This is a genomic window from Streptomyces sp. NPDC005151 (genome assembly GCF_053599875.1).
On the sequence record NZ_JBSFYR010000112.1, the window covers coordinates 1 to 15,149 of the forward strand.

General features: G+C 67.6%; 11 protein-coding genes and 1 pseudogene. 3 read left to right on the forward strand and 9 right to left on the reverse strand.

From position 1 onward, the window contains the following. The first annotated feature begins 216 nt into the window (after nucleotides 1-216). Nucleotides 217-822, forward strand: a complete 606-nt coding sequence (locus ACWD6R_RS35210; RefSeq protein ID WP_451822466.1) for a hypothetical protein — start codon at nucleotides 217-219, stop codon at nucleotides 820-822. Nucleotides 823-1,217: 395 nt separating this feature from the next. Here the strand turns inward: ACWD6R_RS35210 and ACWD6R_RS35215 are convergent, their stop codons facing one another. The 8 genes from ACWD6R_RS35215 to ACWD6R_RS35250 form a co-directional block, all read right to left on the reverse strand. Further along, nucleotides 1,218-2,471: an IS256 family transposase gene (locus ACWD6R_RS35215; RefSeq protein ID WP_451822453.1), complete on the reverse strand. Its 1,254-nt coding sequence runs from the start codon at nucleotides 2,469-2,471 to the stop codon at nucleotides 1,218-1,220. A gap of 539 nt (nucleotides 2,472-3,010) precedes the next feature. Next, a complete protein-coding gene (locus ACWD6R_RS35220) occupies nucleotides 3,011-3,208 on the reverse strand; it encodes a hypothetical protein (protein WP_451822454.1) in 198 nt (65 codons plus the stop codon). 226 nt (nucleotides 3,209-3,434) lie between these two features. Then, entirely contained in the window at nucleotides 3,435-4,706 is a 1,272-nt protein-coding gene (locus tag ACWD6R_RS35225; protein ID WP_451822455.1) for an MFS transporter, read from the reverse strand. 243 nt (nucleotides 4,707-4,949) lie between these two features. Beyond that, nucleotides 4,950-5,462 carry a hypothetical protein gene (locus ACWD6R_RS35230; RefSeq protein WP_451822456.1) on the reverse strand — a complete coding sequence of 171 codons (513 nt, stop codon included), beginning with the start codon at nucleotides 5,460-5,462 and terminating at the stop codon, nucleotides 4,950-4,952. A gap of 59 nt (nucleotides 5,463-5,521) precedes the next feature. Continuing rightward, nucleotides 5,522-6,208 carry a hypothetical protein gene (locus tag ACWD6R_RS35235; protein WP_451822457.1) on the reverse strand — a complete coding sequence of 229 codons (687 nt, stop codon included), beginning with the start codon at nucleotides 6,206-6,208 and terminating at the stop codon, nucleotides 5,522-5,524. A 5-nt stretch (nucleotides 6,209-6,213) separates the two neighbouring features. Continuing rightward, nucleotides 6,214-7,266 (reverse strand): ATP-binding protein, encoded by a 1,053-nt coding sequence (locus ACWD6R_RS35240; RefSeq protein WP_451822458.1) that lies wholly within the window; start codon nucleotides 7,264-7,266, stop codon nucleotides 6,214-6,216. Beyond that, nucleotides 7,263-8,834, reverse strand: coding sequence for a Mu transposase C-terminal domain-containing protein (locus tag ACWD6R_RS35245; protein WP_451822459.1), 1,572 nt, complete (start codon nucleotides 8,832-8,834; stop codon nucleotides 7,263-7,265). Before ACWD6R_RS35245 ends, ACWD6R_RS35240 begins: the two co-directional genes overlap by 4 nt. Before the next feature lie 307 nt (nucleotides 8,835-9,141). Next, complete coding sequence (locus tag ACWD6R_RS35250) at nucleotides 9,142-9,894, reverse strand: TnsA-like heteromeric transposase endonuclease subunit (RefSeq protein WP_451822460.1); 753 nt, start codon at nucleotides 9,892-9,894, stop codon at nucleotides 9,142-9,144. 316 nt (nucleotides 9,895-10,210) lie between these two features. Between ACWD6R_RS35250 and acnA the strand changes: the two genes are divergently transcribed. Then, on the forward strand, nucleotides 10,211-12,925 hold the full coding sequence (gene acnA, locus ACWD6R_RS35255) for an aconitate hydratase AcnA (protein WP_451822461.1): 2,715 nt from the start codon (nucleotides 10,211-10,213) through the stop codon (nucleotides 12,923-12,925). Nucleotides 12,926-13,062: 137 nt separating this feature from the next. Here the strand turns inward: acnA and ACWD6R_RS35260 are convergent, their stop codons facing one another. Then, complete coding sequence (locus ACWD6R_RS35260) at nucleotides 13,063-14,460, reverse strand: MFS transporter (RefSeq protein WP_451822462.1); 1,398 nt, start codon at nucleotides 14,458-14,460, stop codon at nucleotides 13,063-13,065. A 186-nt stretch (nucleotides 14,461-14,646) separates the two neighbouring features. Here ACWD6R_RS35260 and ACWD6R_RS35265 point away from each other — a divergent pair. Further along, nucleotides 14,647-15,149: pseudogene (locus tag ACWD6R_RS35265) on the forward strand (hypothetical protein); the annotation flags it as partial.

The window sequence follows — 15,149 nt, forward strand, 5'->3', positions numbered from 1 at the left end:
GACCAACAGAACAGTCCAAGCCTCCCTCGACGACACCGAGACCATGCCTGACCAGAAGAAACTCAGCGATCACATCCGGAAAGACAACAGCTTCTTAGATGATCTGGCCCGACGCCGGGCCCGCGACCTGCGACGACCGGATCAACTGAGACGCGTGGCTGCGGGAAATCTCAGGTGATCTGGTCTATGGCGTATGGATGCTGGCTGTTGTCTCAGATGATCTGGTCTGGTGTCGTCGTGCTTGATCGCGCTCAACTACTCTCGGCCGATATGACAATCCCTGACCCGGCGCCGAAGTCGCGCTATCTCGTCTTGCACGACTACGGCATGGGCGGTTTGTGGTGGTGGATCCACGCGCGCTCGGCCCGGGAGGTCCTTGAGGCCTTCGCGGAGGTCGAGGTGATCGACAGCCCAGAGGCCATCGAGCGTGCTGACCGGGACCTGACCGAAGTCGACATTGATGAGCCGACCATGCCCCCGGGCCTGGACGGACTGCGGGCCAAGCGCGACGCACAGCGGGACCGCCCCGGCTTCGGCGCGCTCGCAGACAGGAGCATCGTGCACCTTCGGCGCCGCTGGGAAGCCGACGGTGACGATGACGGCCTCACGACGTACCTCATGGAGGTCGACTCCGACGGCCGCAGGCTGCGCCAGGTAGAGCTCGCCGAAGACGGAACCGCGCTGAAGAGCAGCCCCGACGACTGGGCGTTCGATACGCCGGTCGTAGACCTCTTCGACCCGGAGCTCGCGGACATGGAAATCCACCCGGGCGAGTTCGAGGCAGCGTGGCTCCGCGCACGCCACGTGGACAGCGAGCAATGAAGGAGCGCCGCCACTGCGTAGCCACAGCCAGCACAGACCAGATCATCTGAGACGGCGAGTGAACCGAACCAGACCATGTGAGACCGGGACCAGATCACCGGAGACGGGACACGGTGCGAGAGCGGGCGGCATCGTACGGGCTGTCCTTTGACAGTGAAGTTAGTCGTCTTGGTCGCGCTGACCTGCCACGACTAAGTTGGTTGGCAAAAGATCACGTGAGATGGGCCGCGGTGTCGACGGTCACGTGGGCAGGTCAGTCCCAGTCGGACGCTGGCTGATCGACTCGGCCGCCTGTGTGCGGTGTGGGGATGTAGTCCTTCGCACCGTCGGGCAGTTCGGCGACACATGCCGACGAGCAGAGTAATTGTCAAGACCTGTGGATCTGTTGATGTGGTTCAGGCCGCGATGGCTTCGGGGCGTTCGACGAGGTGGCCGCGTTCGAAGCGGGCTCCGGCGCAGACGAGGGCGACGAGGTGGGGTGCGTTCACGGCCCGCCGGCGGGCCTGGGCGGACTCGATCAGCTTGAAGACCATGGCGAGCGCGGCAGCGCGGCTGCCGGCGCCTTTGGTGACCTTGGTCCGCAGTCGCACCGTGGCGAAGGTCGACTCGATGGGATTCGTGGTCCGCAGGTGGATCCAGTGCTCGGCGGGAAAGTCGAAGAACGCCAGCAGCTCGTCCTCGTCGTCCGTGATCCGCTTGACGACCTTGGGGTACTTCGCCCCGTAGGCCCGCTCGAAGTCGCGGATGGCCTTGGCCGCGTGCTCCTTGTCCTCGGCGTTGTAGATCTCCTGGATCGCGCGCTTGGCCGCGGGCTGCGCGGATTTCGGGAGCGCGTCGAGCACATTGGCCGTTTTGTGAACCCAGCACCTCTGATGACGGGTGTCGGGGAACACCTCGTTCAGTGCGTTCCAGAAGCCGAGCGCGCCGTCGCCGACGGCCAGGACCGGGGCCCGCATGCCCCGGCGGGCGCAGTCCCGCAGCAGGCCCGCCCACGCCTCGGACGACTCGCGGTAGCCGTCCGTCATCGCGATCAGCTCCTTCGTGCCGTCCGCGCGCACGCCCATCAGCACCAGCACCGCGGCTTTCGCCTCCTCCAGGCGTACCCGCAGGTGGACGCCGTCCGCCCAGACGTATACATAGTCCGTGGCGGACAGGTCACGCTCCATGAACGCGGTGTGGTCGGCCTGCCACTGCGTGGTCAGCCGCGTCACCGTCGCGGGCGACAGGCCGGCCGAGGAGCCGAGGAACTGCTCCAGCGCGGGCACGAAGTCACCGGACGACAGGCCGTGCAGGTAGAGCAGCGGCAACACCTCTGCGATCTTCGGTGACTTGCGGCACCAGGGCGGCAGGATCGACGAGGAGAACCGCTTGCGCTCCCCGGTCGCCTCGTCGATGCGTTTGTCGTTCACGCGCGGGGCCCTGACCTCGACCGCCCCGGCGGCCGTAGTGACCTTCCGCGGCTGGTGGTAGCCGTTGCGCACGACCAGACGGCGACCGCTACCGTCCAGCTGGTCGGCCAACTCGGCTATGTAGCTGTTGACTTCGGCTTCCAGCGCGGCGGCCAGCATCCGCCGAGCGCCCTCGCGGACGATCTCGTCGATCAGGGAGCCGTTTGGCGTGGAACCGTCAGCGTTGACTACCGTGAGCACGGGCGTGCCTTCCCGACCGACGCGCCAACGTCGGCCTACTCGATGACCATCACAGGATCATTCGGGAAGGTACGCCCATCGCGCGTCTCCCCGACACCGATCCACAGGTCTTGAGCATTGCTCCGACGAGCAGGCGCTGACCAGCAGAGGAAGCACGTCGGTGGCCACGCGTAGCGAGATCCATACCTGATGGAATCCGCTCTGTGCGATCGGATGGTTGCAGACACTGCAGCGATGGATGGCGGTGATGCCCCATCGCCGGGGATCCAGGTTCTCCAGATTGAGGTCCGCGACGGAGTCCTGGGCAGGCTGAAGCCCTGGGAAGGGTGGCCGCAGCTTCTCGTTGCCGAACAACGCGCGCGTGCTCACTGTGCTGCGGGTCAGCTTCTGGCATCGGGTGTGAGAGCCGCCGCTGAAGATGAGACTTGACATGCCCTCTGACCTGGCCACTGTTGATTTGATGAATATCTAATCGAGGCCATTCTGGGGCATGGGAAATGAGAGTGGAGCTGACCAGGGGGTTCTCGCTGCGTGTGAGCTCAGATCGCCATCACGCCGCCGCTGTTGTCGTGGACGACGGCCTGCCACTCCAGCACCGGGCAGGCAGCGACCAGCAACGTGTCCAGCCCGTCCACGCCGCTCGCGGCGACGCGGCCCATTGCCTCGTCGTGGACGGGGAAGGTGCCCTGCAGCGCGTCGCAGTGACCGCAGCCGTTGGACAACTGCCGCTCGCGCATGGTCCTGCTGTAGCGGCTCTTGGCACCGCACGTCCCAGCTTCCGTCGAGGCCCTTGCCGAGAAACCCGCCGCCCGCCGACACCCACACCGAGCACGACGCGCACCTGCCCGCGAACCGATTCTCCACGCCACTCCCTTCCGGCTACGCTTCCGCACCGGCTCCATTCGAGGGGCCATTTTCGACGCCCCCGCCATCGGGCAGGGGCGTTGCTCGAGATGGTCTGTTTCAGGATGCCTTTTGGTCGGCGGGCTTCTCGATCTCGGTGGTCACCCGTGCCCCTCGGAAGAGCACCGGGAGCCACAGGAGACATGCCAGCAGGGGGACCGCGGCGTAGGTGGCCATGCCCACACTGGAGCCCAACCCGTCCATGAGCGCGCCGAGGACGAGATAGCCGATGCCGATGAGCGCCGACTCCACGAATGCGATCATCGACAGCAGGCTCGCCCGGTGGCGCGACGGCACTGCCTCGTTGAACACGTTGTCCACGATCACGGCGGTGATCTCGGGAATTCCGACCAGGACCAGGAACGCGGCGATGGTGACCCAGACAAGGCCGAGGCCGCTCAGGCCGAGCGCCACGGCGAGCGTCAGGAGAGACACCGGGACGATGACCCGATACCCGATGCGCCGGTCCGCGCGGTCCGACAGCAATGGAGTGAGCCCGCCGGCGAAGAATCCCGCCGATATGACCACGCTGACCAATGCGGTGCCCGCTCCCTGATCGGAGAGGGTCTTCTGCGTAAAAATGATGTACGGCGTCAAAGTCGCATGCATCAATCCGGACACCACGACAAGCGTCACGAGCGCCGGCGTGGCGACCCGAAGCATCGCCCGCCATGCTGTGGCGTCGCCGTGCTCCTCCTCGGCTCCGTCCTGCTCGTCCACCGCGTCCGCGCCGCGGATCTCGGGCACCCGTGACATCAGCACCACCACGGCCAGGACGAGGCACGCCGCCGAACCGACGTAGACGACTCCCCAGGAAATCTGCTGCAGTTGGCCGCCGAAGACGATGGCGGCTCCCGAGGTGACCGTCCCGAGCATGGTGAACCGGGACTTGATCTTGACGTAGCTGGCCGTTGCACCACGACGCACGAGCAGGTCGTACAGCAGGGCGGTGTCCGAACCGGACACACATGCCATGCCCACGCCCTGCCCGATGAACAGCGCCAGGAACACCCAGTAGTTGGAGAACGCCACCTGACCGAGCAGACATCCAGCTATCAGCACCTGGCCGATCACGATGCTGGCACGCCTGCCGATTCGGTCGGCGATGACTCCCGTCGGCAACTCCGCAAGTCCGCTGACCAGGTAGAGCAGTGTCTGCAGTAGGGCCACTTGCCCGGCGGAGAAGCCTCGCTGATAAAGGAAGAGGACGAATACGCCGCGCTGGAACAGCGTGTTGGCGAGCACGGCGTATACGTAGAACGGGCGCGTGACGCTTCGTGCTGCATCGTCGACTGCAGCCGACCCGCCAAGGGCCTCCGTGGTGCCGGTCATGCTGCGGGCTCCCCCTGGTGACTCCGGTGATCATTAGTGTTGGACCTCCGCCGCCGAGATGACGATGCGTCGGCGGGGACCAAGACGCGTGTCGTCGACGGAGATGAACGCCGGACCGCGCCGTGCGAGGAGCTGCGCATCAGCTCGCTCGAACGCCTCGCCCGCCCGAGGAGCCGTGACCAGCGCTAATCGCCGTGGCGACACGCGCGCACCCCCCCCCGAAGGCGACCCCATCACTCTCATCTAGGGGATCACACTAAGAAAGTGCACTACCAGGTTGGGGTCCGCACTCTCATTCTGAGCTTCGGCTCTCAGGGTGATCTCGTAGGGGAACCAGTGAAGTCGGTATGAGGTGTATAGGGTGAACTCCTCCAGGCTGGTCATGGATCCGATCTCGGGCGGGATGCGGACCAAGTTGCTGCCGTAGAGCACCAGGTGTTTGACCGCTGTCAGCCTGGCGATGCTCGGCGGCAGGGTGATTACCTGCCGCCGCTCTTCCGGGCTCAGCTCGGTGAGGGGGCGGAACTCTTCGCGCCCGTCGGCGGCGGCCTCATCGACCAGCTCCAGCAGGTGTTGCCAGCCCGGGGCAGAGGTGTCCTGCCGTTCGGTGTGGAATCCGACGCAGGCTCGCGGGTGCGGCCTGGACTGGTCGAAGCACGAGCACGCGTCCTGGCGGGGCCCCCGCCGCTCCGGGGCTGGATCTGATGTGTCGCCCCAGCGGTTCACGTAGAGCTTCGGTTCTTCCGTGTCCGTCATGGCACCAAGATACGGAGGTTGCTGAGGGCCGCTTCAGTGACTATGCGCGCGCGAGAGACTCAGGGGCGAATGCTTGCGTGGGGAAGCTGGCGCTGCTGATGGGGAATTGCGTGACGTTCCACATGCGGACGGGACCGGAAGTAGACGTTGATGGAGGAGTAGGACACTGAGACGTCGTGGTCGTCCATCAGCCGGTTCCAGATCTCTCGGAGATCGAGGCGTTGGGCGAGCATGGCGTCAATCAGGGTTCGTGTTGAGTCGTTGATCGCGGGGGCGGGCCGTCTGGCTGGCTGCCCCGTCCTGGGACCTTTCCAGGACCTGTAGGTGCTCGGCGCTGGCATTTCCAGGATGGTGCGGATGGTCTGGGAGGGCAGTTGGTGGCGTCTGGACAGGTCACGGATGGTCGCGGGCCCGGACTGGGCAGTCTCGCGGATGCGGAGGGCCAGGTCCGGGCGGTCGGCCAAGGGGACGGTGCTGGGGTAGCGGACGTTCGGCTTGTTGCGTCGTCGTGGCGATGCGACGTCGGCCAGGGCCCGTTCGAGCGAGCGTCTGGGGCGGCCGGAGGCTGCTGCGAGGCGGGAGAGACTGGGTTTGCCGAACCAGAACGGTGGGCCGCAGAGGAAACGGTGCAGGTAACTGGGCTTGAGGTGGTTGGCGCGAGCCAGGCGTCGGATGTAGGAGTCGGTTGTCTCTCCGAGCCGTGGCGGAACCTGGATGGGAAGCAGGGCAGGGCGGTCAGTTGGCACGCGGGTCACCTTCGGGCCGTCTTCTTGGACGGGGACGTCGTCGTGGTCTCCGCGGCGTGGTCCAGGGGGATCGCGTCGATTGCTTCTTTGGTTACACGCTCGGTGCCGTTGAGGATGGCGTCGATCGCGGCGCTGCGGATCGCGTGAGACAACGCTCCGATCATGCCGTCGGCCCGGTTGTGGAGGTAGCGGTCCAGCTTGACCAGGCTTCCCGGCGGGTGTTCGTGCAGGAGCAAGGTCTCTTCCATGGTCGCGACCAGCCTCTTCCATTCGTCTCCGTAAGGAAATGGGCGGGTGGGAACGAGAGTGAAGCGGCCCGCGATCTGGGCGCCCCGTGTGCCGGCTAGTAGTTCGCTGGTCTCCAGGCCGATGCCGGCGTAAACGAACGTTGCGGGGATGCGTTCCGAGAAGTACTTCAGGGTGTCGGAGACCTCGCCGCCGGCCCGCGTGACCTGCGAGACATTGTGGATTTCGTCGACGAGCACGAGGCCGGTGCGAGTGTCGGTGCAGACGCCGACCACTGCCTCGATGATGTCCGTCATGTTCGATCGGCCTCGGACGGGAAGGCCAAGGAAGCGGGCGAACTCAGCGGCGACCATGCGGGCGGTGGCCGCGGGCGGGACGGTGATGTAGAGAACCGGGATGCGGTCGGCGATGTTCGGGTGCCGGGCCCGGTCGAGGAGTTCGTGGGACCGTCCGAGCTGGGTGATGGCGCTGGTCTTGCCCGTGCCGGGAAGCCCGGAGACCATCAGGCCGCGGCGGGCACTGATCGCGTGCCGATTGAGCAGGACCAATCTGCGGCCACAGATCACTGTCTTCTCGACGAACGAGGTGGCGACCGTGAGCATGCGGGCGTGATGGCCGAGCCGATCGTCGTCGTAAAGGTCCCGGGCGGTGGGAGAGAGCTGCTCCAGGTCGCCGGGAGACAAGAGGACCGGGGGCGCGGGGGAGCTGTCGATGAACCTCCGCCATCCGTCCAATGTGGTGAGCTGCCGGTCGGCATCGGCGTCGACCTCTAGCAATGCGGTTTGTCGGGCCGTTAGTTCAGGGGTGGTCACGAACGCCTCCAGGGATTGGCGAGCGGGTCGAACAAGCCCAGCGGGATGACCTTGGCCAGGCCGGAGTCCGCATCGTCCTCCGGCGTCGCCTCGGTGACCGGCGGGTCAGGATTCGACCGGTGGGTCGTGGTGGCCCGGGTGCGGGCAGCGACGCGGCGGTCTCGCCGGGAAGCCCTGGCCGGACGGGCGTTCTTCTCTGCGGGGCCGTCGTGGGCTCGCTGCAGAAGGGCAGCGGCGGCATCGGCGATCTGTTCTTCGCTCCCGCAGGGCGCCTGTTCACGAGCGTGGTCCCAGGCCATCTCACCGAACGGGACGCCGACGCGGTGCAGGTGCTTCCAGAACACCGTGATCCACCGGTCAGATCCGTCGCGCCGGTCGCGTACCCAGATGCGGGAGACGTCGTAGGGGTCGTAGTGGATCTCCCATAGCCCCTTCTTCTCCGCCACCCCGGAGTGCTGGCGGCGCATGGGGGTCAACTCGCGAGCGTCATAGGTGCGGTGGTTGATCCGGATGCCGTAGGCGTTGATCGCCTGCCACCGTTCGGGCAGCAACTCGATGTAGTCCTCGCCGCTGAGCGGGGCCGGAACGTAGCCGCACGACTCCAGCAGCGTCGCGTACTTCTCGTTTGGCGAGAAAGCCCGTTTCGGAGAGTCCGGGTCCCGCAGTGCATCGTGCGGACGGTTCTGCCAGACGGCGACGGTCCACTCCTCCAGCAAGCTCTGCAACTCGGGCAAGGACCACAGTGGCCCGTTCTTCAGGCCCCGGCCCCGGCGGTCCACCGACCGGCCGGTGTAGCCCGCGACGAACTGCGCGAACAGGGTCGCCACCGACCCCAGCGTTTTCTCGATCGCGCCCTTCTCGAAGGGTGACGCCTTGTGAGTCGGCTGAAGGCTGATGCCCAGGTAGCGGCAAGAGGCGCGGAAGTTGTTCGAGATGAAGACCTTGCCGTGGTCGCAGACGATCGTGTCCGGCACGATCACCGGCTTCGCGGCCGCGTGCTCCAGCCGCTCGTCCAAAGCCAGCAGCCGCCGGTGCGGCATCGCCGACCTCGACATCCGAAGGGCCTCGGACCAGCCAGGACGCATCGTCTCCGGGGTGATGCTCCGGGCCAGGAGAGCAGAGGCGTCGGCCGCTTTTGTCGTCGGTCGCAGCACCACAGCGGCCAGTGACCTGGTCGCCAGGTCGATCATGGCCGTCAACTCGACCTTCTCGACAATGCCGTCGTCCAGCCGTACCAGGACATCCAGCGGAGTGGAGTCGATCTGCATCCATTCGCCCGGCGCGCAGGCGGGCACCTCCCCGAACGGACCGGCCGGACGCGCGTTCACCGAGCGGCGCGTGGTTGCCGAGCCTGTCGCGTGGGTTCCGGCCGCCAGCCTGTCGAACAGCCGATAGAGCGTGCGCTCGGACGGCATCTCGACACCTTCCGCGTCCTCGCGTGCGTTCAGGATCTGGGTCGCCCGCCAGACCACGAAGCCGATCGTTTTCGACGACGCCTCGGCGGTCTCCTCGATCGCCTCCCGCATCGCCTCGACCACCGCCGGGGCGACCCGGCCGAACGATGGCATCTGTTTGGCCGACCGGCCAGTCCTACCAGCCCGTCGCGCTGGTAGCGCTGGCGCCGCTGCTTGACGCCGCTGGCCGTCATCGCGTGCCCGCCCGCCGTCAGCTCGGCAGCCTTGGCCCGCTCCCGTTGAGCCAGCGAGTTCCGTTCCGGATCGAACTCCGGCCGTGGCACCGTCCCCGCAGGAGCATCCGGCGGTAAGCCGTCAAGAACCTCCAGAATGTGCCTCTCCCACCAGCGAGCCTGTTCAGCGGCGCTCTCCGGGAATTCCGCGATCCTGCCCGTCGGAGGCACTCGTCGCACTTTCCCCGTCACCGTCCACCTCCGTCCGCCAGGCGCACGATGGTGGACGGCCCCAGAAACTCGACCGCCAGTCCCTCGGCGGCCACTTCCTGGAGCCAGAGGAGATGGAACAAGCCAGGCAGCGTCTCAAGCCGGTCGCCGGCGGCATCGGCTCCGATCATCAGCGGGACCGGGGCCGAGAGAGCTGCCCGGAGCCGGTTCACGACCGGTCCGTGCAGGCACCGCGGGTGCCGGTAGCGCGACAGCCACCGAACATTCGCCAGAAGCGCCGCATCCGGCACCCCGACCCGCTCGAAGCCCCATCCTGCCTGGCCGCAGGCCAGGCGGGTGACCTCGAACGCTTCCGCGTCCTTCGGCTCGATCCGTTCATCGGCGCGGACATCGACGACCACCGCCGAGCCGTCCGTGCGGCGTACGAAGTAGTCCGGAGCGTGCCGACGCTCCCGCTCGCCGTCGTGCCAGTGCAGCCAGAACGGTTGCGAGGCGATTCCCACCACCTCGGGATCGAAGTCCATCAGCAGAAGCCGGTCCCGCTCCAGCCACGATTCGAAACCGACGTGCTGCCCGGTCGTTGCCGCCCAGTACCAGCCGGAGAAGTGACGCTCACCGCGCGCCCAGCGAAACGGCCGTACGGCGGCCACGTCCTCGAACCGGGCCGTCACACAGTCCAGCAGCGGACGCCGCCGACGCTCGCGTACAGCATCCACGTACGACAGCTCGACGTACGGCTCTGCAAGATTTACCCCGACCGGTACGGCCATCCAGCACCCCCAGCGCGTCACCTCGTACGACTAGGTTCGCTGGCAAGGAAGCCGAAACGACTGGGTTCGCTGTCAAACGCCTCGATTGGATGACAGCGGTCACGGGCAGCCGGGCATGACCGTTCCGCGGTGATGTACTAGAGTTATCTCGACATCGAGATATCTGCCGAAGGTGCACCGCACCGCCGAATGGTAAGGGTTACCTAACTAAGCCTTACCTTAGCGGATGGTCGAGGAGCCGTAGGCGGCACCACGCGGCGCCCGCCGTAATGAGGCGCGGCGCGGTAGTACGCGCACATTGATGAAGGAGACTGTCGTGTCGGCGAACAGCTTCGACGCCCGCAGCACGCTGCGCGTGGGCGACGAGTCGTACGAGATCTTCAAGCTGGACAAGGTCGAGGGCTCCGCGCGCCTCCCTTACAGCCTGAAGGTGCTGCTGGAGAACCTGCTCCGCACCGAGGACGGCGCGAACATCACCGCCGACCACATCCGGGCGCTGGGTGGCTGGGACTCCCAGGCTCAGCCCAGCCAGGAGATCCAGTTCACGCCGGCCCGCGTGATCATGCAGGACTTCACCGGTGTTCCGTGTGTCGTGGACCTCGCCACCATGCGTGAGGCCGTGAAGGAGCTCGGCGGCGACCCGGCGAAGATCAACCCCCTCGCGCCGGCGGAGCTGGTCATCGACCACTCCGTCATCGCGGACAAGTTCGGCACCAACGATGCGTTCGCGCAGAACGTCGAGCTGGAGTACGGCCGCAACAAGGAGCGCTACCAGTTCCTGCGCTGGGGCCAGACCGCCTTCGACGAGTTCAAGGTCGTCCCCCCGGGCACCGGCATCGTCCACCAGGTCAACATTGAGCACCTGGCCCGTACGGTCATGGTCCGGGGTGGCCAGGCGTACCCCGACACCCTCGTCGGCACCGACTCGCACACCACCATGGTCAACGGCCTCGGCGTGCTGGGCTGGGGCGTCGGCGGCATCGAGGCCGAGGCCGCGATGCTCGGCCAGCCGGTCTCCATGCTCATCCCGCGCGTCGTCGGCTTCAAGCTGATCGGCGAGCTGAAGCCCGGCACCACCGCCACCGACCTCGTGCTGACCATCACCGAGATGCTCCGCAAGCACGGCGTCGTCGGCAAGTTCGTCGAGTTCTACGGTGAGGGCGTCGCCGCCACCTCCCTCGCGAACCGCGCCACCATCGGCAACATGTCGCCGGAGTTCGGCTCCACCGCCGCGATCTTCCCGATCGACGACGAGACGCTGAAGTACCTGCGCCTGACCGGCCGTGACGAGCAGCAGGTCGCGCTCGTCGAGGCGTACGCCAAGGAGCAGGGCCTCTGGCTCGACCCGGCCGCCGAGCCGGACTTCTCCGAGAAGCTGGAGCTCGACCTCTCCACGGTCGTCCCCTCCATCGCCGGCCCGAAGCGCCCGCAGGACCGCATCGTCCTCGCCAACGCCTCGCAGCAGTTCGCGCAGGACGTCCGCAACTACGTCTCCGAGGACGAGGAGTCCGGCAAGGAGTCCTTCCCGGCCTCCGACTCGCCGGCCTCCTCCAACGGTGTGCCGTCGCGTCCGACCACGGTCACGGCCCTCGACGGGACGACGTACGAGATCGACCACGGCGCCGTCACCGTCGCCGCGATCACGTCCTGCACCAACACCTCGAACCCGTACGTCATGGTCGCCGCGGCGCTCGTGGCCAAGAAGGCGGTCGAGAAGGGCCTGACCCGCAAGCCGTGGGTCAAGACCACGCTCGCCCCGGGTTCCAAGGTCGTCACCGACTACTTCGACAAGGCGGGCCTGACCCCGTACCTCGACAAGGTCGGCTTCAACCTCGTCGGCTACGGCTGCACCACCTGCATCGGCAACTCCGGCCCGCTGCCGGAGGAGGTCTCCAAGGCGGTCAACGAGCACGACCTGGCCGTGACCTCGGTGCTTTCCGGCAACCGGAACTTCGAGGGCCGGATCAACCCCGACGTCAAGATGAACTACCTGGCGTCCCCGCCGCTGGTCGTCGCGTACGCCATCGCCGGCTCGATGAAGGTCGACATCGCCAAGGACGCCCTGGGCATCGACCAGGACGGCAAGCCGGTCTACCTCGCGGACATCTGGCCCACCGAGGCCGAGGTCAACGACGTCGTCGCCAACTCCATCGGCGAGGACATGTTCAACAAGTCCTACCGGGACGTCTTCGCGGGCGACGCCCAGTGGCAGGCGCTGCCGATCCCGACCGGCAACACCTTCGAGTGGGACCCGCAGTCCACCTACGTGCGCAAGCCCCCTTACTTCGAGGGCATGACGATGGAGACCACCCCGGTCTCCGACATCACCGGCGCCCGCGTGCTGGCGAAGCTGGGCGACTCGGTCACCACCGACCACATCTCCCCGGCCGGTGCGATCAAGGCCGACACCCCGGCCGGCACGTACCTGACGGAGCACGGCGTCGAGCGCCGCGACTTCAACTCGTACGGCTCGCGCCGCGGTAACCACGAGGTCATGATTCGCGGCACGTTCGCGAACATCCGCCTGCGCAACCAGATCGCCCCGGGCACCGAGGGTGGCTACACCCGCGACTTCACCCAGGCCGATGCGCCGGTGTCGTTCATCTACGACGCCTCGCAGAACTACCAGGCCGCCGGCACCCCGCTGGTCATCCTGGCGGGCAAGGAGTACGGCTCCGGCTCGTCCCGCGACTGGGCCGCCAAGGGCACCGCGCTCCTCGGCGTCAAGGCCGTCATCGCCGAGTCGTACGAGCGCATCCACCGCTCGAACCTCATCGGCATGGGCGTCCTCCCGCTCCAGTTCCCGGTGGGCGCGACCGCCGAGGCACTCGGCCTCACCGGCGAGGAGACCTTCTCCTTCACCGGCGTGACCGAGCTGAACAACGGCACCACGCCGCGCACGGTGAAGGTCTCCACCGACACCGGTGTGGAGTTCGACGCGGTCGTCCGCATCGACACCCCCGGTGAGGCGGACTACTACCGCAACGGCGGCATCATGCAGTACGTGCTCCGCAGCCTGATCCGCAAGTAAGGTCCGGCAGCAGCAGGAAGGGCCGCATCCCGGTGACGGGGTGCGGCCCTTCCGCGTCACGCGGCGGCATCGGGCTTCTCCCGCAGGGCGATGCAGCGGCGGGCCGGGCCGTCGATCGGACGGCCGGTGCCGGCGGTTCATGCGTGGGCTCCTTCTCGCGCGCCGGGTGCGGCCTTCGTCCTCGCGGCGGTCCGGGGCAGCAGCTGTACGAGACCGGCGAGCGCCAGGGCCACCAGGACCAGGTAGACCAGCCCGTGCCGGAATGCGGTCGGCACACCGTCGGCGAGGCTGCCGTAGTAGACGATGCCGACGACGCCGACCCCGAGCGCCCCGCCCACCTGCTGCGCCGTGGTGAGCGCCCCGGCGGCGGCTCCGGCGTGCTGCGGGGCGACCCGGGACAGCACGGTGGTCATGATCGGGGCGAGCGCCAGGCCCATGCCGATGCCGTCGAGGACGAGCACCGGAACCAGCCATCCGATCGCCACATCCTGCGCCACCAGGACGAACAGCACGCCCAGCCCCACCGCTCTGGTCAGCCCGCCCAGCGCGATCGTCTGCCGGCCGATCTGTGCCACCAGCCGCGGCGCGAGCAGCGAAGCGCCCAGATAGCCCGCGCCGATCGGCACGAAGACCAGCCCGGCCTCCAGCGCGTCGAGCCCCCGTCCCTGCTGGGCGTAGAGAGCGAAGATCAGGAAGTACGCGGCCATGCCCATGGTGTAGGCCAGCGCAGTGAACAGGCCTGTGGTGAAGGCCCGTTGACGGAACAGGGCCGGGTCGATCAGCGGAGCGTCGCACCGCCGCCGTCTGCCGTACGCGACGAAGAGCGCCGCCGCGCCGGCGAACGACGCCCAGGTCCACAGCGGCCAGCCCTGCTCACGCCCCTCGATCAGCGGCAGCAGCGTGGCGACCAGGGCCGAGGTGACGAGTGCGGCGCCACCGAGGTCGAGCCGGACAGCCTTCGGAACCCGGCTCTCCGGAATCACCCGCCGGGCGACTGCCAGCACCGCGATCCCGATCGGCACATTGATCAGGAAGCAGGCCCGCCAGCCCAGCCCGAACAGATCCGCATGGATGAGCACACCGCCGATGAGCTGCCCGAACACGGCGGCCAGCCCCATGGTCAGCGCATAGGCGTTGATGGCCCTGAGCTGGGCGGGTCCGGTGTAAGCGGTGCGGACGATCGCCAGCACCTGCGGTGAGAGCAGTGCGGCCGCGGCGCCCTGCACGACGCGGGCGGCGACCAGCGCCGCGGCGCCGGGCGCCAGACCGCAGGCGATCGAGGCGAGCGTGAAGAGTCCCATCCCGAGCATGAACATGCGGCGGCGTCCATGGATGTCGCCGAGCCGTCCGCCGAGGATCAGCCCGGAGCCGTACGCCAGGGCGTATCCGGCGACCACCCACTCGATGGCGGCGGAACCGGCATGCAGATCGCGCTGGGTGGCCGGAATGGCCACATTCACGATGAAGAAGTCGAGGACCGTGATGAAGACACCGGTCAGTAGGGGTATCGCCGAGGTAAGCCCAAAAGGGGCCATGGGACGATCTTGAAGCCGTTCGGTCGCGGCGGCCCGGCTCAACAGCCGCAGTAAATGCCGGATTTACTGCGGCAGACCCTCTACCGTGATCGTTGCCACCTGCGGCGGACTCTCCGGCCGCCGCAGGTGAGGTGTACGCATTTACTGCGGCAATGCTGGGGCGGGGCGGACGTGACGATCGAACCGGTGACCGAGCTCGGGAGCGGGGGCGCGCTCCGGCTGCCGCGGGCCCGCGTCGTGCCCATGTCCGCCCCTCCGGCCACGTACACGACGGCGGTCGAGCGGTTTCTCACCGGCGCGGGCATCGCGAAGTCCTCCGCGCGGATCTACCGGATTTCACTGACGACGTGGGGGTGGATGTTCGCCGGCGAACGCGCGCCGACGGGTCCGGCCCGCCGCGGTGCGAAGCCGCCGCTCCTCCCTGTCGCTGCGATCGACGATCCGGTGCTGCCGGAGGTGCTGGCCGAGCTGGCGGCGGCGCGGGCGGACGAGATGGACGCCGACACCGTCAACCGGGAGCTGTCCATCGCGCGCAAGGCGATCGGCTGGTGGCAGCGCCAGGGCTGGATCGAAGGCGATCCGACAGTCGGCATCGCCGCCGCTCCTCCCTGTCGCTGCGATCGACGATCCGGTGCTGCCGGAGGTGCTGGCCGAGCTGGCGGCGGCGCGGGCGGACGAGATGGACGCCG

Bases quoted from the DNA above. Each gene is read 5' to 3' on its own strand.
- ACWD6R_RS35250 (WP_451822460.1), bottom strand. From the start codon at position 9,894: ATGGCCGTACCGGTCGGGGTAAATCTTGCAGAGCCGTACGTCGAGCTG.
- ACWD6R_RS35225 (WP_451822455.1), bottom strand. From the start codon at position 4,706: ATGACCGGCACCACGGAGGCCCTTGGCGGGTCGGCTGCAGTCGACGAT.
- ACWD6R_RS35210 (WP_451822466.1), top strand. From the start codon at position 217: ATGATCTGGTCTGGTGTCGTCGTGCTTGATCGCGCTCAACTACTCTCG.
- ACWD6R_RS35260 (WP_451822462.1), bottom strand. From the start codon at position 14,460: ATGGCCCCTTTTGGGCTTACCTCGGCGATACCCCTACTGACCGGTGTC.
- ACWD6R_RS35230 (WP_451822456.1), bottom strand. From the start codon at position 5,462: ATGACGGACACGGAAGAACCGAAGCTCTACGTGAACCGCTGGGGCGAC.
- ACWD6R_RS35245 (WP_451822459.1), bottom strand. From the start codon at position 8,834: ATGCCATCGTTCGGCCGGGTCGCCCCGGCGGTGGTCGAGGCGATGCGG.
- ACWD6R_RS35220 (WP_451822454.1), bottom strand. From the start codon at position 3,208: ATGCGCGAGCGGCAGTTGTCCAACGGCTGCGGTCACTGCGACGCGCTG.